The following is a 19,836-nucleotide window of genomic DNA, read 5'->3' as shown; positions in this document are numbered from 1 at the left end:
TTGACCCAAACACATAACAGCTACCAGCGAGTCAGGCGGTACCGCCTGGCTCTGAATCTGAATTGAGGGAACAGCATGGCACAGTTCACGGATAAGGGAGCCCTGGTCACAGGCGGTGGCTCGGGGATCGGTGAGGCCACCAGCAAAGAATTGGCAGCCAAGGGCGCCAAGGTTGTTGTGGTGGACCTGAACCTGGAGGCCGCTCAACGGGTTGCCGGCGAGATCGGTAGCGCCGGCGGCTCCGCGGCCGCATTCCAGGCCAACACAGGCAGCAAGGAAGACAACGAAAACGCCGTCCGGTTCGCGGTGGACACCTATGGCAAGCTCAACTACGCCGTTAACAACGCCGGGATCGGTGGCAAACCTGCCCCCGCCGGAGACTTCGACCTGGACGAGTGGGACAAGGTCATCAGCATCAACCTCAACGGAGTCCTCTACGGCATGCGCTACCAGATCCCCGCCATGCTCGAGGCCGGGGCCCGGCAAAGCGCGATCGTCAACATGGCGTCCATCCACGGCGTGGTGGCCTCACCGTTCAGTGGTGCTTACACAGCTGCCAAGCACGGTGTTGTGGGCCTGACCAAAAATGCGGCGGCCGAGTACGGTGCACAGGGACTGCGTATCAACTGCGTGGGCCCCGGCTACATTGCCACGCCGCTGCTGGAGAACAACCTGGACGAAGAAGCCCGGAACGGCCTGGCCGCCAAACACCCGCTGGGCCGCCTGGGCACGGCCGAGGAGGTGGCCCACATGGTGGCCTTCCTGCTCTCGGACGAGGCCTCGTTCTCCACCGGTGGCTACTACCTCGTGGACGGCGGCTACACCAGCCTCTGACGGGTCAGCCCACCGCGACCCGGCGGCGCTCCCGGAATTTCGGGGGCGCTGGGCGTTTCGGCGCGTCGGGGAACGCTGGGGGGACGGCTGCCCGCTGCTGGACAGCCGCCGGTCTGTTCCTAGGCCTTCGGCCCTGTGGGGTTGTCTGCTTCCTTGAGCTCGATCTCCGCCGTGGCCTGGATAAGTGCGAGCAACTCCGGATCGAGTCCCGGGGCGAACTCCTCCTTACGCTCGGGGGACATCGTTGCGGGGACGCCCGTGGGCATGACTTCAGTGGTCAGCTCGGTGCCATCGTTCGACGGCGATGCTCCCCGATACAGTTTTCCTGCCTGGCTGAGGTTGTCGGCGCTGAAGGTGTACTGCACGCTTTGCAGCCCCAGGTCGAGCAGCTTCTTGACCTCAGGAAATTGCTCAGCGTTGGTTTTGGGGATCGGCAGAACCTTGCCCCAGTTCACTCCGAGGCTTTCGAGCGCCTTGGCAAAGGCGTTCTCATGCGCCTGGTCGCGGACAATCAGGTACGCAATGGTGGAGCGGGCAGTCTTGTTGTCCGTCATCTCGTAGATGCGGCATTTCTGCAGGCGGCCCGTGGATTCCAGCATCAGGTTATACAGCAGGTCCAGGACGAGGTTCCCGCTGTTGTAGACGTAGGATCCACTCCATGGGTTACCCGCCGCATCCACGGGCAGCGCGCCCTGGGCACCCACCAGGTAGTGATGGATGTTGCTGGTGTCCAGCGCGATCTTAAGCGGGGTGGCACCCTTGGCTCCAGGCTCGTCCACGGGATCGGTCTTTTTCCCCTGATACCGCGGGGATCCGTCTAGGAGTTGCGAGATGGTGGTGCCGATCAGCTCAACGTGGCTGATCTCCTCGGTCCCCACACCCTGAAGAAGGTCCTTGTAGGGCTTTGAGGCCGGATCGCCGCGAAAGTTTATGCTCTGGAACAGGTACTGCATCATGGTGCGCATCTCACCAAACTGGCCGCCCAAGCCTTCCTGCAAGGCATTTGCCGCTGCCGGATCAGGTTCATCGGCAGCAATTTCGTTGATGAGAAGTTCAGTATGCAGATACATGGTGATTCCCTTCTTGTCCGTGGATGCCGTGAGTATTTGCAATTCCGTGCCGGCCGGAACTGATGGCTCCTGCTGCTGATTTAATCAGCATGCTTACTATCTTGACCCAGCCTTGGCGATATGGCCATACGTTGGACTACCCCGAAACAGCAGCCACCCGGCCAACGCAAGAACCACGCTGAGTCCCAGGAAACCCAGGTCCCACGCGAGCGGCCCGCCCAGGTCGTCCCGGACGTGGTGGATCTGTAGCAGCTGATGGTTGACCAGGCCCTCGACGATGTTGAAAGCGCCCCAGCCGCACAGGACCAGTCCGGCGTGGAACCGCCGGCTGGCGGACAGGCGTCCCCGCCGGCGGGCGCGTACGGCGAGGATCGCGGCGGCCACTACCAGGACCCACATGGCGCCGTGGAACAGGCCGTCCGCGAGGGTGTTCAGTTCCAGGCCTGCCACGGTTTTGGTGTTGCCGGCCTCGGTATGACTGAGCATGTGGTGCCACTGCAGCAGCTGGTGCAGGACGAGGCCGTCCACGAACCCGCCGATCCCCGTGCCGAAAAGGAAGGCCGGCGCTTTGGCGGGCACCTTGCGGGGCACTTTCGACGGCGCACCAACCGGGAGGCCGTCAGCCGCAGGCACGCTTCGCTCATCCTGTGACACTCTTCGGTACCCCCTGTTCCGGCGTGCCTTTCACCTTGTCCCTACCCGCCGTCGGCCGCCCTATGCACTCTGGGCTCCGCTGTCGGTGACCTTTTGTAGAACCCTTGACCGGCTCCGGCACCAGGTGGAAACGTAGGGCACGCGGTGCGGCTCAAGCAGCGGGGTGGTTCCTGCAGGCGAGGGAACGCACTGCGAGCCACGACATTCGAGGTGGCGCTCATGCGAGCAATGGTTTACCGCGGCACGAACAAAATCCGGGTCGAAGAAAATGTCATGCGGCGGGTGTCAGGAGTGCGGCGGTGACGCAGGCTGCCGCCGGGCGGGCGGCGTTCAGCACCGTGGCCGAGGGCGTGCACCGCGTCTCCGAGGCGTTCGTCAACTTCTACGTGGTGGAAAGCGCTGACGGGCTCACCCTGGTGGACTCCGGGCTGCCGGCCATGTGGAAGTCCCTGGCGGAAGCCGTCCGGGGACTCGGGCATTCGGTAGGAGACATCAAGGCAGTGGTCCTCACCCACGCGCATTTCGACCACCTGGGCCTGGCTCACCGGCTGCACACGGAGTTCAAGGTGCCGGTGTGGGTCCATGGCGGCGACTCCTTCATCGCCCGCCACCCGTACCGGTATCAGCACGAGAAGTCCCGTTTTGTGTTCGCGTTGGCCCACCCGCGGGGCTTTCCGGTCCTTGCCAGCATGACCAAGGCGGGTGCACTGCGGGTTCGGGGCGTTGACGATCTGACGCTCTTCCCTGCCCAGTCCGGCGCCCTGCCCGTGCCGGGCCAGCCCGAGGTGGTGTTCTCACCCGGCCACACAGCCGGGCACTGCGGCCTCTACCTGCGCGACCGGGACGTGCTGTTCAGCGGAGACGCACTCGTGACGCTCGATCCCTATTCCGGCCGGACCGGTCCGCGCATCGTGGCCGGGGCCGCCACCATGGACACCCGGCAGAACCTGGACACGCTCACCCAGCTTGCGCAGACGGGCGCTTCCCTGGTCCTGCCGGGCCACGGTGAGCCCTGGACCGGCGGCATCGAGGAGGCGGTGGCAGCAGCACGGCGCGAGGCAGCCTTCTGAATCCCGCCGAAATTCGACACGCAGGTGCCCCTTCGACGCGCAGATTCACATGCGCACCGGTTATATCCAGCGCGCCAAGTAGTCTGCGCGTCGATGGTGCATTTCCGCGTCGAGGATGCTCCTGCGCGGCGGTGGCCCTCCGGAAAACATCAACCCGCGGCAGCCCGCCGTCGCACTCCCCTTGCTGGTCACAGAAAAAACACCCGGTTGAAACATTTCAGCAATCTCGGTTGGGCAAGCTGTGACTACGGGGATACAACAGCAGGAGGCACCGCATCATGGAGGCACAAGGAGTACGTACGGCCCAGCTTCGCATCGGCGATCAGATCGAAGCGTGGCACAACGGCAAGCTTTTCCACCGGGGGCGCGTCACCGACGTCGTTCCGGCCCTGGAACTGTTCTGGATTTTGGACGCCCGCACCGGCACACGCAAGTTGCTGGATCCCGAGGCGCTGGAGATCCGGCATGTGGAGGCGCCGGCACAGCCGCTCGCCACGGCCTGACCCTCTTTCCCGCAGCGGCCGGAAGACAGTAACCTCTGAAACCAAAGAAGTTTTTGGTGAAGGAAGCCGGGTTGGGCGAAAGTAGACCGCACGGCAGTGGGGAGTCCGGTGGCGAGCCGTGGGTCTCCGCCGGGGAGCGCCATCGGCAGGAGCTTGTCCTGAACAGTGTGGACGTCGGTGCGTTCTTCAAGGAACTCGCCGTCCTCACTGCGACATGAAGTGGCGGTGCAGGACGTCAGCCGGGAGAGGCGCCGGCCAGATTACGTCGGCACCGCACGGGAGCAGGGCATCGGTCTGGAGTTTGCCGGCGAGGCCGACGCAGTGGTGAACCTTACGTCGAGGAGCCAGCCTCTCCCCTCCGGACATCGATACTGCCCGGAACTTCTTCAAGGCTCTGTCTGCCGGCCGGTGCTTAGAATGAAGCCCATGCGGAACCACCGCGGCAGTACGGGCGCCACATGCCCGCAAAACCGAAGGAGAACACCGTGATTGGATTTATCGTTGCCGGCCTCATCATCGGCGCGCTGGCCCGCCTCATCAAGCCGGGCAAGCAGAACCTGGGCCTGCTCGCCACCCTGCTGCTGGGCCTCGTAGGCTCGGTCATCGGCGGAGTGGTGGCGTCGCTGCTGGGGACAGGGGACATTTTTGAGCTGAACTTCCTGGGCTTCATTGTGGCCGTCATCGCCTCGGTGCTCCTGGTGGGCACGGCTGAGGCTATCGCGGGTCGCCGGTCAGTGCGCCGCTAAACATCACCTGGGAGTTTTTTCCACGTATGCGGACTTCCGGGTAGCGGAACCCTGCCTAGCTGGACAAAAACTCCCGCTTAGGGGCGCTCCTGGTACACGTCCGGGATGCCGTCCCGGTCCGCGTCCAGCTTTTCGGCTTCCTCGGCCGCACGGTACTGGCGGTTCCTGGTCCGCAGCACGGCGGTGGCCAGCAGCGCCGCCAGCAGGGAGGCGGTCAGGATTCCCACCTTGGCGTGGTCATCATGCAGGCTCCCGTGCCCGAAGCTGAGTTCGGCCACCAGCAGGGACACCGTAAATCCGATCCCGGCGAGGAGGGCCACGCCGAAGACGTCAATCCACTTGAAGGACTCGTCCAGCCGTGCCCTGCTCATTTTCGTGAGCAGCCACGTGGTGCCCATAATGCCGATCGGCTTGCCCAGCACCAGGGCCACGATGATGCCCAGGGCCACCGGGTCAGCCAGGGCAGAGCCAAGCCCTTCCCAGCCTCCCACTGCAACCCCCGCGGAGAAGAACGCGAAAATGGGAACCGCGACGCCTGCCGAGATGGGCCGGAACCGGTGCTCGAAGATCTCCGCCAGGCCCGGTCCGGCATCCGGTCCGCCGGCGGCCTGTGAACGGATCACCGGAATGGCGAAGCCCAGCAGGACGCCTGCCACCGTTGCGTGGATGCCCGAGGCGTGGACCAGCGCCCACGTCACTACCCCGAGCGGCAGCAGGATTAGCCACGCAGCCGCCGTATGCCGGCCGAAGAAGTAGCGGAATTTCTGCGCCAGGAAGGCGTAGATGGCCAACGGGATGAGGGCCAGGAGCAGCGGCATCATGTGCAGGTCACTGGAGTAGAAGAACGCGATGATGCTGATGGCGATCAGATCGTCCACCACGGCCAGGGTCAGCAGGAAGATCCGCAGCGCGCTGGGGAGGTGTGAGCCGATGATGGCCAGTACTGCCACCGCGAAGGCGATGTCCGTGGCCGTGGGTATTGCCCAACCGCGCAATGTGTCCGGACTGGCGAGGTTGATCAAGGCGTAGATGACTGCCGGGGCCAGCACACCGCCGCAAGCCGCGGCCACGGGAACAATGGACTTGTTGAGCTGGCGCAGGTCCCCCGCCACGAACTCCCGCTTGAGCTCAAGCCCCACCAGGAAAAAGAAGATGGCAAGCAGCCCATCCGCCGCCCACGCGCCCAGGCTGAGCTCAAGATGCCAGGGCTCGTACCCGACTTTGAAATCCCGGAGGGCGAAGTAACTGTCCGACGCCGGCGAGTTGGCCCAGACCAGGGCGATCACCGCTGCGGCAACGAGCAGTGCCCCGCCCACGGTTTCCTTGCGCAGGATCTCCCCGATCCGCAGGGCTTCGGCATAACTGCCGCGTCCAAAGATGGTGGAAAGGCTGGGGCCGGAACGGGGCGTTAGGCTCATTAAGCGTCCTCAAACTTGGCTCGACAAAATCATGCCGACCAGACTTCCCGGCGCACCTTCGATCCATCCTACAGGGGCCCTACCCTGCCCGGCGCCGCCCGCTTCCCAGCCGGCTGTCCTGAACAATGGCAGCAACGGCGTCGTTCAGGTAGCGGTGCGTCCCTGTGGAGTTGGCCAGCTTCACGAGTTCGGCGGCCACCACGACAAGCTTCACGTTGCGGTGGCTGCTGGTGCTGACCAGCACCTGGAAGGCATCATCGGAGTTCATTTTCAGCTGGCCCATGAGGATTCCCCGCGCCTGGTCGATGACACTGCGGGTGGATGTTGCCCCCGCCACCGCTTCCCGGGCCGTTTCCTCGGTTTCACGCCGGAGGGTTGAGGTCAGGTCCACCATTACGCCGTCGATGGCGATGACTTTCCCGGTTGCATCCACTATCCCGTCGCCGGAGGTGAGCACCCGCCGGGTCCGCCCCCGGGAATCGATGATGCGGTGGTACATGCAGAAGTATCCGCCGGTCCTGCACACCTGCTCCACAATGTCCTGGCAGCGCGGCCTGTCCTCCGGATGCTTGTGCGAGAACAGCAGCTCCATGGAGGGGACCACTTCGCCCCGCTCGTAACCATGCAGCTGGAACATGCCGTCGGACCATTCAAACTTCCAGCCGTCCAATTGCACGTGAAAAGTACCAGCAATGCACTGGTCGTCCCCCAATGCACTGGAGTATGTGTAGGGGCCGCTGAGTTCAGCCACAAAGCCACCTCCGGTCTAAGTTTCCGGTTTCCGCCAACCGGGGCAGGCGCCATTGCCTTTGGACTCAAGTATGGCCACGAACACTGCCAAAGGCTAGGTGTGCCGGACGCCCGCCCTCTTGACGCGAATACCCCCTAGGGGTATATTTCGGAGTGTTGTCAGTGAAGTGGTATGTCCCGGCCGGTGCACCGCACCCGCTTTCACAGCCGTTCAACCCCAGCGCCATTAATCCTTCGCCAAGGAATGGAAACTGACATGCTCAACATCGAAAACCGGACACCGCTCCCCCTCGCCTCCGCGGCCGCCTGCAGTTGCTGCGGGCCGGCGGGGCTCGGGCCCGAGGCGCCTGCCGCCGTCGTGATTTCCGACGCCCCATCACCTTCCCCAGGCAACGCTCTCTCACTTAACGCGTAAATCCAGGCAACGCTCTCTCACTTAACGCGTGAATTCCGGCGACGCTCTCTCACTTTCCGCCCCTCAAGCAACGAGGGCGACGTCCTCCAAGGAGGAACCAATGCAGGACCATATGCACCATCACGACGACGACGACAGCCGGGCCAGCGGCACCCTCACCGAATCCGGGGCTGCTGCAGCCCCTGCCGCGGCTGGTGCCGACCATAGCCACGAGCACAGCCACCACCACCCCCAGCACGACGACGACCACACCGTCCATACCCACGGCCAGCACGCCGGACACAGCACGGCCATGTTCAAGAACAGGTTCTGGCTGACCCTGGCGCTCTCCCTTCCCGTGGTCTATTTCAGCCCCATGGTTGGCCACATCCTGGGTTACATGGCCCCGATGTTCGCCGGTTCCACCTGGATCCCGCCGGTCCTCGGCACGGTCATCTTCCTCTACGGCGGCCAGCCGTTCCTCAAAGGCGGGCTGCAGGAGCTGAAGGACCGCCGGCCCGGCATGATGCTCCTGATCGGCATGGCCATCACGGTGGCGTTTGTCGCGTCCTGGATCACCAGCCTGGGCCTGGGCGGGTTCGACCTGGACTTCTGGTGGGAGCTCGCGCTGCTGGTGGCCATCATGCTGCTGGGCCACTGGATCGAAATGCGCGCCCTCGGCTCGGCCCAGGGCGCCTTGGACGCGCTCGCCGCACTGCTGCCCGATGAAGCCGAACGTATCACGGACAGCGGCACCGAAACTGTGCCCGTCTCCGAACTCCGCCCGGCAGACCTCGTTCTGGTGCGCTCCGGCGCCCGGATGCCCGCCGACGGCACGGTGGTCCAGGGCCAGGCGGAGTTCGACGAGTCCATGATCACCGGCGAATCCAAAACCGTACCCCGGGGTCCCGGGGATGCGGTGGTAGCCGGGACCGTTGCCACGGACTCGAGCGTGCGCGTCCGGGTGGACGCCGTGGGCGAGGACACCGCCCTGGCCGGAATTCAGCGGCTGGTCGCCGAAGCACAGGCTTCATCGTCCCGGGCCCAGGCACTGGCCGACCGCGCCGCCGCCTTCCTGTTTTACTTTGCAGCGGGCGCGGGCGTCATCACCTTCGTTGTGTGGACGCTGCTGGGCAGTATCCCCGAAGCCGTGACCCGCACCGTGACAGTGCTGGTGATCGCCTGCCCGCACGCCCTGGGCCTCGCCATTCCGCTGGTCATCGCCATCTCCACTGAGCAGGCTGCCCGGGCCGGCGTCCTGATCAAGAACCGGATGGCGCTGGAGCGGATGCGCACCATCGACGTTGTCCTCTTCGACAAGACCGGCACCCTCACCACGGGCGAACCGGAGCTGAAGGACGTGGCCGCCGCGCCGGGTGTCGACGCCGATGCGCTGCTGGCCCTTGCCGCCGCCGTCGAGTCCGACAGCGAGCACCCCGTGGCGCGGGCCATCGTCCGCGCAGCCCGGGAACGGAACCTTGCCCTGCCTGCCGTCGCCGGCTTCGCGTCGCTGACCGGCCGCGGCGTCCGGGCCGCCGTGGACGGGCGCACGGTGCACGTCGGCGGGCCCGCGCTCCTGCGCGAGCTTGGCGCCGTCGTACCTTCCGCCCTGGAAACCACGACGCGCGGCTGGATGGACCGCGGCGCTGCCGTCCTGCATGTAATTGACGACGGCGGGACCGTCCTCGGGGCGGTCAGCCTTGAGGACGCGGTGCGGGCTGAGTCGCGGCAGGCGGTGGCTGCCCTGCAGCAGCGCGGCGTCAAGGTGGCCATGATCACCGGCGACGCGAGGCAGGTGGCACAGGCTGTCGCGGCCGACCTGAACATCGACGAGGTGTTTGCCGAGGTGCTGCCCGCGGACAAGGACAAGAAGGTGGCCGAGCTGCAGTCGCGCGGCCTGAAGGTGGCCATGGTGGGCGACGGCGTCAACGATTCACCCGCGCTGGCCCGCGCCGAAGTGGGGATCGCGATCGGGGCGGGGACGGACGTGGCCATGGAATCGGCCGGCGTGGTGCTGGCCGGGAACGACCCCCGCGCCGTGCTGTCCATGGTGGACCTGTCCCGGGCGAGCTACCGCAAGATGTGGCAGAACCTGGTGTGGGCCACGGGCTACAACGTCCTGTCCGTGCCGCTTGCCGCGGGAGTCCTGTCCTTCGCCGGCGTGGTGCTGTCCCCCGCGGCCGGGGCGGTGCTGATGTCGGTTTCCACTATCGTGGTGGCCTTGAACGCCCAACTGCTCCGGCGCGTCCGGCTCAACCCGTCCGAGGTGCGCTAGGGACACGCCCGCCCTCTCCAGACGCTCTCTCACTTAATGCTGCTAATCGAGTGACGCCCTCTCACTTAATGCTGCTAATCGAGTGACGCTCTCTCACTTCCAAAGGAAAGACCTGACATGAAGATCAGTACGTTCACCCTCGCCGCGGCGCTCGCGGCCTCGCTTGGCCTTGCCGGTTGCGCCGCCGACTCAGGAACCCCCGGCGGAGGCATGCACTCCAGCCACGCCAGCTCCAGCCCGATGTCCAACATGATGCCGGATGCCAACGCCGACCATAACCAGGCAGACATGATGTTCGCCCAGATGATGATTCCGCATCATGCCCAGGCTGTGGAGATGAGCGACATCGTCTTGGCCCAGCCGGACCTGCCCGCGGACGTCAGGGCCCTGGCCACCAGGATCAAGGACGCCCAGGCGCCGGAAATCGAGACCATGACCAGGTGGCTCAAGAGCTGGAATGTCCCCACTATGGCGGCTGACCACTCGGGGCATGGCATGTCCGGCATGGTGGACGCGGAGGGCCTCAGCAAGCTCAAGGCCGCCCAGGGAACCAAGGCTGCCCGGCTTTTTATGGAGCAGATGACCGGCCACCATGAAGGAGCCGTTGAGATGGCCAAGGACGAGATCGATGGGGGCAAGTACCCGGAGGCCGTCCAGTTGGCCCGCGACATTGTCACGGCCCAGGAAGCGGAGATCACCGAGATGAAGCAACTCTTGGCAGGTCTCTAACCCAACCCTCCCCCCCAAACGCTCTCTCACTTAATGCAACAAATCGACCAACGCTCTTTCGCTTTCCTTACGAAAGTGAGAGAGCGTCAGTCGGGAAGCCACGCTAAGTGAGAGAGCGTCAGTCGGGAAGCCGCGTTAAGTGAGAGAGCGTCAGTCGGGAAGCCACGTTAAGTGAGAGAGCGTCAGTCGGGAAGCCACGTTAAGTGAGAGAGCGTCAGCCGGAAAACCGCGTTAAGTGAGAGAGCGTCAGCCGGAAAACCACGTTAAGTGAGAGAGCGTCGCATCGGGTCGGCGGGTGGTGAGTCAGGCGCGGTGGTTGACGTGCTCCGGTCGGATTCCCAGCCCGACGAACCGTGCCGTGATCCTGCGCAACAACGGTGAGGCGGCACGAAGAACCATCACCAGCCAGCGGGGAGCGATCCGGTTCCCCGTGGCGGCCTTGGAGAGCACGCGGTGTCCGTTGCGCTGCAACTGCTGCATGATTTTCACTGGCTTCTCCCGCCGCTTCTGCACGTCGGCAAGCTTCCGCGTTGGCACCGTTCCAGCGGTTAGGTCCTCCGCAATAGTGTTGGCCAGCGCGACGGCGTCCTGGATGGCGAAGTTCACGCCCACGCCGAACATCGGCGACATCGCGTGGGCAGCGTCGCCGATGGCGATGAACCCGGGACGGTACCAGCGCCGCAGCCGGTTGAGCTGGACGGAGAGGAGCTTCACCTGGTCCCAGTCGGTGAGGTTCTCGACGACTGGGCGCAGGAATGGCGCGGCGCCAATGATCCGGGTTTGCAGGGCGCCCACCTCCCCCGCCCGAAGCTCGTCGAAACCGCCTTTGCGGATCACCATGCCCGACTGGTACCTGTCGCCGCGGTCGATCGTGAGGACCATTCCCTGCGCGGAAATGTAGCCAAGCGTCGGGGGCGGAGGGTCCGGCGGCTTGGGCAGGTTGAACCAGAGTACGTCGATGGGCACACCGAACGTCTCGGGCGTCAGCCCGGCAGCGGCACGCAAGGCCGACGCACGCCCATCGGCAGCGACGGTGAGCGTGGCACGGATCTCCAGTCCGCCGTCGGACGTGAGGACCCGGACCCCGCGCACCTGGCCCTCTTCAATGATGAGGCCGGTGGCCTCGGTGAGCATGCGCAGCTCGAAGTTGGGGAACGCATGCGCCTCGCGGGCAAGGAAGTTCAGGAAGTCCCACTGCGGCGCGAGGACGAGGAAGTTGTCCGGCGCGGGGAGGGTGCCGAAGTCGACGATGGTGACCCGCTGGCCATCAACCACGGCGTCCAGCGTGGACAGCTTGGTCAGTGGAAGGTCCAGGAACTTTTCCCGCAGCCCGAGTTCGCCCAACAGGGTGACTGTGGAGGGGTGGACGGTGTCGCCGCGGAAGTCGCGCAGGAAGTCGCCGTGCTTCTCCAGGACGGTCACCCGCAGGCCTTTTCTCGCGAGCAGGTATCCGAGCACCATGCCTCCTGGGCCGCCGCCGGCAATCACGCAGTCCCGTGTGATCTCGCTTTCCACAGTCATATCATCGTGCTTCCTTGCCTCAGGTGATAGAGCGTTGCCCGGAAGGCAGCCAAAAGTGGGCGGGCGTGCGGGGTGGGGCGGCCGCCGTCGGGCCGATGCGTGTTAAGTTGAAAAGCACGGACGCACCGGCTGGAAAGAGAAATCTCCCTTGGACTCACCCGCACCAGTAAGAATCCTCACTGTCTGCACGGGCAACATCTGCCGCTCACCCGTGGCCGAGCGGCTGCTGCAGGCGGGTCTGGACCAGGTGCTGCCGGGCGGTTTCGAGGTGCGCAGTGCAGGGACCCGCGCCATGGTGGGCGACCCCATCCAGCCCATCTCGGCCGACATCATCCGCACGTTCGGCGGCGACCCGGAGCAGTTCGCCGCCCGCCAGCTCACGCCCAAGATCCTGCGCGGCGTGGACCTGGTGCTGACCATGACCTCCGGGCACCGCGGCGAGGTCCTGCAGCTGGACGCCTCCCTCCTCAAGCGCACCTTCACCATCCGCGAGTTCGCCCGGATGCTCGACGTCCTGGACCAGCGCGCCGAGTCGGCGGGCACCGCACCGGAGGGGCCGTACGACGACGGCGATCCCCTGGCTGCCAACCTCACCTTCTGGCGCGGCTTGCCTGCGCGGGCTGCCGCTGTGCGCCATTTGTCGCTGCCCGCGGACTCGGCCGAGAACGACATCATCGACCCGTACCGCCGCGCGCCGGAGGTGTACCGGCAGATGGAGGACGAACTCGCGCCGGCCATTGTGTCCATCCTGCGCCACGCCCGCCTCAACGCCCCCGTTCGCTGGAACGGTGCACCGACGCCGTAGCGTTCCGGCGCACCTGCACCGTTCCGGCGAACGCGGCGCCCGTCACCCCAACTGCTGCCGCACGCTCGGCTGGGGTGCCCGCCCGACCCGGCCCGCCGCCGTCGTAACTACTGTGCGGAGAAGTGTGCGGTTCTTCTGTGGATTCCCCTGATGTATCGCGTTTCCGCCGCTGCTAATTTTCGGAAATGGGCAGCCAGCGACAGCACCCGCGCACGCAAACTCCCGGCTCCGAACCCCGGTCCGGGCGCCGCCCCCACCCCCTGCGCACCATCTTCCTGGTCCTGCTCGCCGTCGCGGTCCTGATCCCGGTTGCGGCCGGAGCGTACCTCTACAACCTGGGGCAGATCTACGAGTCCAAGACCAGCACCATCGAAAGCCCCTTCCCCGCAGAGTCCACAAGGCCCCAGCCGCGCGCCCCCGGAGCAGCAGGCGGATCCGGCGGTTCCGGCGCCATCCCGGGGCCCGGTCCCGCCGCGGGTCCTGCAGCGGGACCAGCCGCGGGACCAGCCGCGGGCGAACCGGATCCCTACGCCGACACGTCGCTGAACATCCTGGTGATGGGCAGCGACAGCCGGGGAGCAACGGCGGACGAGGCCCTCTCCGGCGCCAACTCAAACCAGCGCGCCGACACCCTGCTGCTGGTCCATATCCCGGGCGACCGGTCCAAGATCTACTCCATCTCGCTGATGCGGGACCTGTGGATCAGCATCCCTGACCACGGCCAGGCCAAGATCAACGCGGCCCTTGCCTTCGGCGGTGTTCCACTGATGGTCCAGACGGTCGAATCCCTCTTTCAGGCGCGGATAGACCACGTGGCCATGATCGACTTCGAAGGCTTCAAGGGAGTAACCGACGCCCTCGGCGGGGTGGAAGTCAACGTTCCCCAGCCCTTCGTCTCGCGCCACGACCACTACGCTTTCAACGCGGGAACCCAGACGCTGGACGGAGAGCACGCCCTCGAGTTTGTCCGCGAGCGCTACGCCTTTGCCGACGGCGACTACCAGCGGGTCCGCAACCAGCAGGCGTTTGTGCGCGCGCTGTTCGCGAAGAACCTCAGCCCGGAGACCCTCCTCAACCCGGTCAAGGTCCACAACGTACTCAGCGCCATGGCCCCGTTCATCAGTGTGGACGGCGGGCTGGACGCCGCAACCCTGGCCCGCCTGGCCCTCGAGCTCCGCGACGTTCGGGCCAACGACATGGTGATGTTCACCCTGCCCACGCTGGGCATCGGCACCTCCGCGGACGGCCAGTCGATCGTACTGCCGGACCCCTGGGCCGTCGAGCGCATTTCCGAGGCTTTGGCAGATGACAGTTTGGACACGTGTGTAGCCAGCGGGGCCCTGGCGGGCGGACACTGATCCCACCACACGCACAATGAGGTGAGGCACAATGAGCACGCCAGGCGGTTCTGACCCTTCCGGCACGGGCCCGTCCGGCTCCCATCCGCACGGCCTGGGCTGGGTGGCGCACGGACGGCGGCGCTGGATTGCTGCCCTGGTGGCGCTGGCACTCGTGGCCGTGGCCGTCGTCGCTATTGTGAACCTCAACCGGGCCGGCACGGTGGCGCAACCCGCAGGAACACAGAGTGCCTCGGAAACACCGACGCCCAGCGCGACGCCGACGGAAACCACCCCGGCACCCCCTCCTCCCCCGCCGCCGCCTCCCCCAATTCCGGAGCTCCCGGCTGTGCCCATGAACGTGCTGGTCATCGGCAGTGACATGCGCGGCAACGCCCGCGACGCCGCAGCCCAGACGGCAGTTTCGGGCCAGCCGATGGACCAGCGCGCAGACGTCCTGATCGTGGTCCATGTTCCGGCCGACCGGCGAAGCCTCTACATGATTTCCATCAACCGCGACCTCTGGGTGGATATCCCGGGGTTGGGCGGCGCCAAGGTCAACTCGGGCCTGCAGTACGGCGGCATCGACATGCAGACGGCTGCGGTCCAGTCGCTGCTGGGTATCACCATCGATCACACGCTGATGCTTGATTTCGGCGGCCTCAAGGTCCTGGTAGACGGGTTGGGCGGAATCGACGTCAACGTTCCCGTCCCGTTCCAGTCCACCCACGACACCGGGCACGTCTTCACCCCAGGCGTAAACCACCTGGACGGGCAGGCAGCGCTTGAGTTTTCCCGCGAACGCTACGCGTTTCTTGAGGGCGATTTCCAGCGGGTGCGGAACCAGCAGATCCTGGTCCGCTCCGTCCTGGCCAGACTAACTGCCAACGGTGCCCTGAACGATGTCAACGCGGTGCGGGGACTCGTGGACTTCGCGTCCTGCTGCCTCACCGTGGACAAAAGCTTTGACCTGGTGCAGGCGGCCATCCTCGCGTACAGCCTCCGCAACCTCGACGTAAATGCCATCGGCACCATGACCCTGCCCACGGCCGGTCCCGGATTTGTGGCGGGCCAGTCGGTGCTGTTTCCCGATTATGGCGGGGTCAACGCCGTAGGTGCAGCGCTGCGGGAGGGCCGGATCGCCGAGTTCGCGCTGCCGTAGGAGCGGACCGGGGCGGCGTGGCCGGGACGCTGGCGACGCGCAAAGTAACTGTCGACGCGGATATTTTTTGGCGCGACCGGTATATGCGGTGCGTCAGGTATTTTGCGCAGCGCAAATCAAATAGGGTGTCGAATTCGCGCACGGCCAAGGCAATCCGGGTTGTTCAACCCGGGCTTACCGTGCGTTCACCCGAGGGCAACAGTCCGTGCGCCCGGCGTCGGCAGGCTGGGCCCATGACTGATATTTCCCGCCGCACCATCGTCAAGGGTTCCGTCCTCGCCGCTGCGCTGGCCGCCGCACCGACCGCCGCACAGGCCACCCCCGGGCCGCGCCAGTCGCCGGCCGGCATCGCGCTGGTCCGGAACCGGCTCACCCTGCCCAGCGGCATCGCCACCGGCGACGTCACCTCCGATTCGGCCGTGCTGTGGTCCCGTGCGTCGGGTGCCGGGCGGATGACGGCGGTGCTGCGCGCAGTGGACGACGGCGGCGAGGTCCTGCGCGGGCGCGGCGCCTTTGAACGCACCCTCCGCGGGCCCCGCGCCACCCAGGCATCCGACTTCACGGCCAAGATCCACGCCGGGAACCTCCCGTCCAACACACGCTTTGCGCTGGAGATCAGCTTCGAGGACGACGGCGGCGCAACAGGTGAGAGCGTACGCGGCACCTTCCGGACGGCACCGGACGCGGGAACGTCCAATGGCAAGGGCCGCACCGGTGACACCAGCGCGGGAGGTGAGGTGCCGGCGTCGTCCGCCCAAAGCTTTGTATGGACGGGCGACACCGCCGGGCAGGGCTGGGGCATCAACGAGGAGATCGGCGGGATGCGCGGCTACCGCGCCATGCACCAGACGCAGCCGGACTTCTTCATCCACTCGGGCGACACCGTGTATGCGGATGGCCCCATCCCCGAAACCGTGGTGGAGAAGGACGGACAGGTGTGGCGGAACCTGGTCACGGAGGAGGTATCCAAGGTTGCCGAGACCCTCACCGAATACCGCGGCCGGCACCGGTACAACTCGATGGATGCCAACATGCGCGCCATGTTCGCTGACGTTCCCGTCATCGCCAACTGGGACGACCACGAAACCACCAACAACTGGTACCCCGGCGAGATCCTGGATGATCCCCGCTACACGGTCCGCGACGTGAACACCCTCGCCGCGCGCGGACGGCAGGCGTGGCAGGAGAACATGCCCATCGCGGACGCGGCAGCGCTGTGGCGGCCGGGGACATTCGACGACGCCGGCCAGTACCAGCCTGCGCGCATCTACCGGAAGATCAGCCGGGGACCGCAACTGGATGTCTTCTGCCTGGACATGCGCACGTTCAAGTCGCCCAACACCGACGGCAAGGAAACCTACGCCACGAACATCCTGGGCCAGGAGCAGGTGGACTGGCTGATCAGGGAGGTATCGGCGTCGAAGGCCACCTGGAAGGTGATCGCCGCGGACCTGCCGCTAGGGATTATTGTGCCCGACGGCGCTGTGAACCAGGAGAGCCTGTCCAACCGCGATCCCGGTGCTCCTTTGGGCCGGGAACTCGAGATCGCCGGGGTGCTGAGCGCTTTGAAGCACAACCGGGTTAAGAACGTGGTGTGGCTGACCGCCGACGTCCACTACTGCGCCGCCCACCACTACTCTCCCGGGCGCGCCGCGTTCACCGACTTCGACCCGTTCTGGGAATTTGTTGCCGGGCCCATTGCGGCAGGGTCTTTCGGGCCCAACGCGATGGACGGGACGTTCGGACCGGAGGTGGTGTTCTCCAAGGCCGGGCGTTTCGCCGGGGAGTCACCGCGCGACGGCGAAAACCAGTTCTTCGGCCACGTCCAGCTGGGTGCGGATAACAGTTTCACGGCGAGCCTTCGCAACGCCAACGGTGCCACCGTGTTCTCCAAGGTGCTGATGCCGGAGCGGTAGATTCTGCTGGGCGATGCCCCTCGTGTTAACTCTGGCGTTTACTGCCCGTGCCCCGTGGGTACGCCGCTGGTAGTGTTCCTGAATTCGGAAACCCAGGCGGACGGAGTGATTTCTTGTGAAAGAGGACGGGCTGACGGAGGCTGTGCAGGAGGCCGGGGCGGTGGAGCTGCTCCTGGTCCGCCACGGCGAGAGTGAAGGCAACGTGGCAGCCACGGATGCGCGGCTGGCCGGGGCTGAAGTCATCGATGTGCCCGCCCGGGATGCGGACGTGAACCTGTCCGGGACCGGCCAGGAGCAGGCCAAGGCCCTGGGGGCGGCCCTGGCCCGGGTCGCCGATGACCTGCGGCCCGATGCCGTGGTGTCATCCCCGTACGCCCGTGCGCGGCAGACTGCTGAGATCGCTGTTGAAACGGCGGGCTGGCCGGTGAAGGTCCGTGTTGATGAACGGTTGCGGGACCGTGAGCTGGGCATCCTGGACCGGCTGACGCGCCTGGGCGTGGAGAAGCGCTTCCCCGAGGAGGCCGAACGGCGCGAATGGCTGGGCAAGCTGTACTACCGGCCGCCGGGCGGGGAATCCTGGGCCGACGTTGCCCTGCGCCTGCGGTCCGTCCTGGACGAACTGAACAACCTCAGCACCGGGCACCGGGTGATGCTCGTCTGCCACGACGCCGTGATCCTCCTCTTCCGGTACGTCCTGGAAGGAATGAACGAGGAACAGATCCTGGATCTGGCGGCCAGCACCTCCGTCCTCAATGCCTCCCTGACCCGTTATGTCCGGCCGTCGGGGGAAGGGCCGTGGACGCTGGAAAGCTTCAACGTGGCCGATCACCTCACCGAACACGGTGTAACGGTCACCGAGCATGCAGGGGATGCCAGTGTCCACCCCAAGTGACCCAACGCTGGTAACGCCGTCGCTGCTGCGCGACTGGCCGCTGCCGGCCGCCGGCGAGGACAAGTATTCACGCGGCTCGGTCCTGGTGATCGGCGGTGCACGGGCCACGCCCGGTGCGGCCCTGCTGGCAGGAACCGCTGCGCTGCGGGCCGGGGCGGGAAAGCTCAGCCTTGCTGTGGCGGAGTCGGTGGCTGTTCAGGTGGCAGTGGCCCTCCCCGAATGCGGGGCGATAGGGTTGCCCGAAACTACCGATGGGTCGGTAACAGGTCGGGGGCTGGAACGGATCGCATCCTATCTCGACGGTGCCGATGCGATGCTGGTGGGTCCGGGCCTGGACGATCCTGACCTTGCCGAGGAGCTGCTGCGTGTCCTCTTGGAGCGCGAGGCTGGCTCCGGGTCCCGCTCAGGTGATTCGCGCCCTGGTGGCGGGACAGCAAATGGAGGTCCCGCCGTCGTACTCGACGCCTTTGCCCTGGGCGGGCTGCTGAAGGTGGCCGACCTGCTGGAACCGTGGAAGGGGCGGCTGATCCTCACCCCTAATCCCAAGGAAGCCGCGATCCTGCTGGAGCGGGAGGTGGACGACCTGGCGGCGGATGTGGCCGCGATTGCGGACAAATTCCAGGCGGTGGTGAGCTGCCAGGGACTCATCGCCCGGCCCTCCGGAGGGGATGCACCGGAAGAGTCCGAACTGTGGAAAATCACCACAGGCTATGGCGGACTGGGGACATCGGGAAGCGGTGATGTGCTGGCCGGGGCTATCACAGGCCTCCGTGCGCGGGGTACCAGCAATGCGCAGGCCGCGTGCTGGGGAACGCACCTCCACGCTGCCGCGGCCGATCGGCTGGCCAGCAGGATGGGGCCCCTCGGTTTCCTTGCCCGCGAACTCGCCGACGAGCTCCCGGCGCTGATGCTCGAGCTCAACACCTGAGCCGCCACTGGGGCAACGCGGGGTCACTTTCAGCCCAATGTTTCCGATTTATTGGGCCGGATCCGACCCCGCGTTGCCTTCCGGGGCTGGAGACGGCATGGGATGGCCCCCGGCTGAAGCCGGGGGCCACCGTATCGGGAGGTTCAGGCGTAGGCTGCCGATGCGCTTTAAGCGCTGTGGCGTGCATACTAGCGATCCGCCCAAAAGGCAGTCAGCAATAAATGAATACCCGACGTCCCGATCCTGATGAAACTAGGCGGCGATTTCCTGCTTTGCCCCCTTCGTTTCAATTTCGATCTTGCGCGGCTTGGCCTTTTCGGCGACAGGAATCCGCAGCGTCAGGACACCGGCGTCATAGCTTGCCTTGACGTTATCGGTATCCAGCGTGTCCCCGAGGATCAGCTGACGACTGAAGACGCCGCGCGGCCGTTCGGAGGCGATCAACTCGGTATCCTTGCCCGCGGGGTCGGGACGCTCGGCCCGCACCGTCAGGACATTCCGTTCCACATCAAGATCCACTGAATCCAGTGCGACTCCGGGCAGATCAAAGGCGACGACGAATTCCTGGTCCTCACGCCAAGCGTCCATGGGCATTGCTGCCGGGCGCGCTGCCGTGCCGAGGACCTGCTGGGCCAGCCTGTCCAGCTCGCGGAACGGATCGGTTCGCATCAACATGGCTTCCCTCCTCGTAAGAGACGGTCCAACAATGGTTTGTGCTACCAGCCAATCTGTATTGGCTGATATAGATTTTTTACCACTGGGCCGGTAGGTCTGCAAGCGGTTCGGCGGAGGAATTTTTCCTGATTTTGGCGCCGGTTTCGGGAGCGGCGAA

Annotated in this window: 19 protein-coding genes; 13 read left to right on the top strand and 6 right to left on the bottom strand. The window is 65.7% G+C overall.

What is annotated here, in order from left to right; translation table 11 throughout:
- Window positions 1-75 precede the first annotated feature (75 nt).
- Window positions 76-834: an SDR family NAD(P)-dependent oxidoreductase gene (locus AC3A4Z_RS15310; RefSeq protein WP_498712530.1), complete on the top strand. Its 759-nt coding sequence runs from the start codon at window positions 76-78 to the stop codon at window positions 832-834.
- Between the two features lie 119 nt (window positions 835-953).
- On the opposite strand, the gene AC3A4Z_RS15305 is transcribed toward AC3A4Z_RS15310, so the two are convergent.
- On the bottom strand, window positions 954-1,904 hold the full coding sequence (locus AC3A4Z_RS15305; protein WP_498712529.1) for a manganese catalase family protein: 951 nt from the start codon (window positions 1,902-1,904) through the stop codon (window positions 954-956).
- Between the two features lie 96 nt (window positions 1,905-2,000).
- Window positions 2,001-2,537 (bottom strand): DUF2243 domain-containing protein, encoded by a 537-nt coding sequence (locus AC3A4Z_RS15300; protein WP_498712528.1) that lies wholly within the window; start codon window positions 2,535-2,537, stop codon window positions 2,001-2,003.
- Window positions 2,538-2,857: 320 nt separating this feature from the next.
- Here AC3A4Z_RS15300 and AC3A4Z_RS15295 point away from each other — a divergent pair, with 320 nt between their 5' ends.
- The 4 genes from AC3A4Z_RS15295 to AC3A4Z_RS15280 all read left to right on the top strand — a co-directional run bounded on the left by AC3A4Z_RS15295 (window position 2,858) and on the right by AC3A4Z_RS15280 (window position 4,877).
- Window positions 2,858-3,628: an MBL fold metallo-hydrolase gene (locus AC3A4Z_RS15295; RefSeq protein WP_498712527.1), complete on the top strand. Its 771-nt coding sequence runs from the start codon at window positions 2,858-2,860 to the stop codon at window positions 3,626-3,628.
- Window positions 3,629-3,906: 278 nt separating this feature from the next.
- Window positions 3,907-4,131 carry a hypothetical protein gene (locus AC3A4Z_RS15290; RefSeq protein WP_498712526.1) on the top strand — a complete coding sequence of 75 codons (225 nt, stop codon included), beginning with the start codon at window positions 3,907-3,909 and terminating at the stop codon, window positions 4,129-4,131.
- Between the two features lie 71 nt (window positions 4,132-4,202).
- A complete protein-coding gene (locus tag AC3A4Z_RS15285; RefSeq protein ID WP_498712525.1) occupies window positions 4,203-4,349 on the top strand; it encodes a hypothetical protein in 147 nt (48 codons plus the stop codon).
- A gap of 267 nt (window positions 4,350-4,616) precedes the next feature.
- A complete protein-coding gene (locus tag AC3A4Z_RS15280) occupies window positions 4,617-4,877 on the top strand; it encodes a GlsB/YeaQ/YmgE family stress response membrane protein (protein ID WP_307608822.1) in 261 nt (86 codons plus the stop codon).
- Window positions 4,878-4,954: 77 nt separating this feature from the next.
- Here AC3A4Z_RS15280 and nhaA read toward each other — a convergent pair whose 3' ends face one another.
- Both nhaA and AC3A4Z_RS15270 read right to left on the bottom strand, forming a co-directional pair.
- Entirely contained in the window at window positions 4,955-6,295 is a 1,341-nt protein-coding gene (nhaA, locus tag AC3A4Z_RS15275) for a Na+/H+ antiporter NhaA (RefSeq protein ID WP_498712524.1), read from the bottom strand.
- Between the two features lie 79 nt (window positions 6,296-6,374).
- Window positions 6,375-7,046, bottom strand: coding sequence for a PAS and ANTAR domain-containing protein (locus AC3A4Z_RS15270; protein ID WP_498712523.1), 672 nt, complete (start codon window positions 7,044-7,046; stop codon window positions 6,375-6,377).
- 514 nt (window positions 7,047-7,560) lie between these two features.
- On the opposite strand from AC3A4Z_RS15270, the gene AC3A4Z_RS15265 reads away from it, so the two are divergent.
- Complete coding sequence (locus AC3A4Z_RS15265; RefSeq protein WP_498712522.1) at window positions 7,561-9,714, top strand: heavy metal translocating P-type ATPase; 2,154 nt, start codon at window positions 7,561-7,563, stop codon at window positions 9,712-9,714.
- A 117-nt stretch (window positions 9,715-9,831) separates the two neighbouring features.
- Complete coding sequence (locus tag AC3A4Z_RS15260; protein ID WP_498712521.1) at window positions 9,832-10,443, top strand: DUF305 domain-containing protein; 612 nt, start codon at window positions 9,832-9,834, stop codon at window positions 10,441-10,443.
- Between the two features lie 303 nt (window positions 10,444-10,746).
- Here the strand turns inward: AC3A4Z_RS15260 and AC3A4Z_RS15255 are convergent, their stop codons facing one another.
- Entirely contained in the window at window positions 10,747-11,964 is a 1,218-nt protein-coding gene (locus AC3A4Z_RS15255; protein ID WP_498712520.1) for an FAD-dependent oxidoreductase, read from the bottom strand.
- Window positions 11,965-12,112: 148 nt separating this feature from the next.
- On the opposite strand from AC3A4Z_RS15255, the gene AC3A4Z_RS15250 reads away from it, so the two are divergent.
- The 6 genes from AC3A4Z_RS15250 (at window position 12,113) to AC3A4Z_RS15225 (ending at window position 19,004) form a co-directional block, all read left to right on the top strand.
- Window positions 12,113-12,769, top strand: coding sequence for an arsenate reductase/protein-tyrosine-phosphatase family protein (locus AC3A4Z_RS15250; protein ID WP_498712519.1), 657 nt, complete (start codon window positions 12,113-12,115; stop codon window positions 12,767-12,769).
- 185 nt (window positions 12,770-12,954) lie between these two features.
- Window positions 12,955-14,127 carry an LCP family protein gene (locus AC3A4Z_RS15245; protein WP_498712518.1) on the top strand — a complete coding sequence of 391 codons (1,173 nt, stop codon included), beginning with the start codon at window positions 12,955-12,957 and terminating at the stop codon, window positions 14,125-14,127.
- 31 nt (window positions 14,128-14,158) lie between these two features.
- On the top strand, window positions 14,159-15,268 hold the full coding sequence (locus AC3A4Z_RS15240) for an LCP family protein (RefSeq protein ID WP_498712517.1): 1,110 nt from the start codon (window positions 14,159-14,161) through the stop codon (window positions 15,266-15,268).
- A 233-nt stretch (window positions 15,269-15,501) separates the two neighbouring features.
- Window positions 15,502-17,184, top strand: coding sequence for an alkaline phosphatase D family protein (locus AC3A4Z_RS15235; protein ID WP_498712516.1), 1,683 nt, complete (start codon window positions 15,502-15,504; stop codon window positions 17,182-17,184).
- 115 nt (window positions 17,185-17,299) lie between these two features.
- Window positions 17,300-18,076, top strand: coding sequence for a histidine phosphatase family protein (locus AC3A4Z_RS15230; protein ID WP_498712515.1), 777 nt, complete (start codon window positions 17,300-17,302; stop codon window positions 18,074-18,076).
- On the top strand, window positions 18,054-19,004 hold the full coding sequence (locus AC3A4Z_RS15225) for an ADP-dependent NAD(P)H-hydrate dehydratase (RefSeq protein WP_498712514.1): 951 nt from the start codon (window positions 18,054-18,056) through the stop codon (window positions 19,002-19,004). The genes AC3A4Z_RS15230 and AC3A4Z_RS15225 overlap by 23 nt, the downstream gene beginning before the upstream one ends.
- A gap of 252 nt (window positions 19,005-19,256) precedes the next feature.
- Here the strand turns inward: AC3A4Z_RS15225 and AC3A4Z_RS15220 are convergent, their stop codons facing one another.
- A complete protein-coding gene (locus tag AC3A4Z_RS15220; RefSeq protein ID WP_104998909.1) occupies window positions 19,257-19,679 on the bottom strand; it encodes an Hsp20/alpha crystallin family protein in 423 nt (140 codons plus the stop codon).
- Between the last annotated feature and the right edge of the window lie 157 nt (window positions 19,680-19,836).

Source organism: Arthrobacter sp. Soil_C_49, assembly GCF_057656635.1.
The sequence above is the reverse complement of the archived record's forward strand: the minus strand, read 5'-3'. Positions and strand labels throughout refer to the sequence as shown.

Bases quoted from the DNA above. Each gene is read 5' to 3' on its own strand.
- AC3A4Z_RS15305 (WP_498712529.1), bottom strand. From the start codon at position 1,904: ATGTATCTGCATACTGAACTTCTCATCAACGAAATTGCTGCCGATGAA.
- AC3A4Z_RS15240 (WP_498712517.1), top strand. From the start codon at position 14,159: ATGAGCACGCCAGGCGGTTCTGACCCTTCCGGCACGGGCCCGTCCGGC.
- AC3A4Z_RS15220 (WP_104998909.1), bottom strand. From the start codon at position 19,679: ATGTTGATGCGAACCGATCCGTTCCGCGAGCTGGACAGGCTGGCCCAG.
- AC3A4Z_RS15245 (WP_498712518.1), top strand. From the start codon at position 12,955: ATGGGCAGCCAGCGACAGCACCCGCGCACGCAAACTCCCGGCTCCGAA.
- AC3A4Z_RS15260 (WP_498712521.1), top strand. From the start codon at position 9,832: ATGAAGATCAGTACGTTCACCCTCGCCGCGGCGCTCGCGGCCTCGCTT.
- AC3A4Z_RS15265 (WP_498712522.1), top strand. From the start codon at position 7,561: ATGCAGGACCATATGCACCATCACGACGACGACGACAGCCGGGCCAGC.
- AC3A4Z_RS15310 (WP_498712530.1), top strand. From the start codon at position 76: ATGGCACAGTTCACGGATAAGGGAGCCCTGGTCACAGGCGGTGGCTCG.
- AC3A4Z_RS15235 (WP_498712516.1), top strand. From the start codon at position 15,502: ATGACTGATATTTCCCGCCGCACCATCGTCAAGGGTTCCGTCCTCGCC.
- AC3A4Z_RS15290 (WP_498712526.1), top strand. From the start codon at position 3,907: ATGGAGGCACAAGGAGTACGTACGGCCCAGCTTCGCATCGGCGATCAG.
- AC3A4Z_RS15225 (WP_498712514.1), top strand. From the start codon at position 18,054: ATGCCAGTGTCCACCCCAAGTGACCCAACGCTGGTAACGCCGTCGCTG.
- nhaA (WP_498712524.1), bottom strand. From the start codon at position 6,295: ATGAGCCTAACGCCCCGTTCCGGCCCCAGCCTTTCCACCATCTTTGGA.
- AC3A4Z_RS15255 (WP_498712520.1), bottom strand. From the start codon at position 11,964: ATGACTGTGGAAAGCGAGATCACACGGGACTGCGTGATTGCCGGCGGC.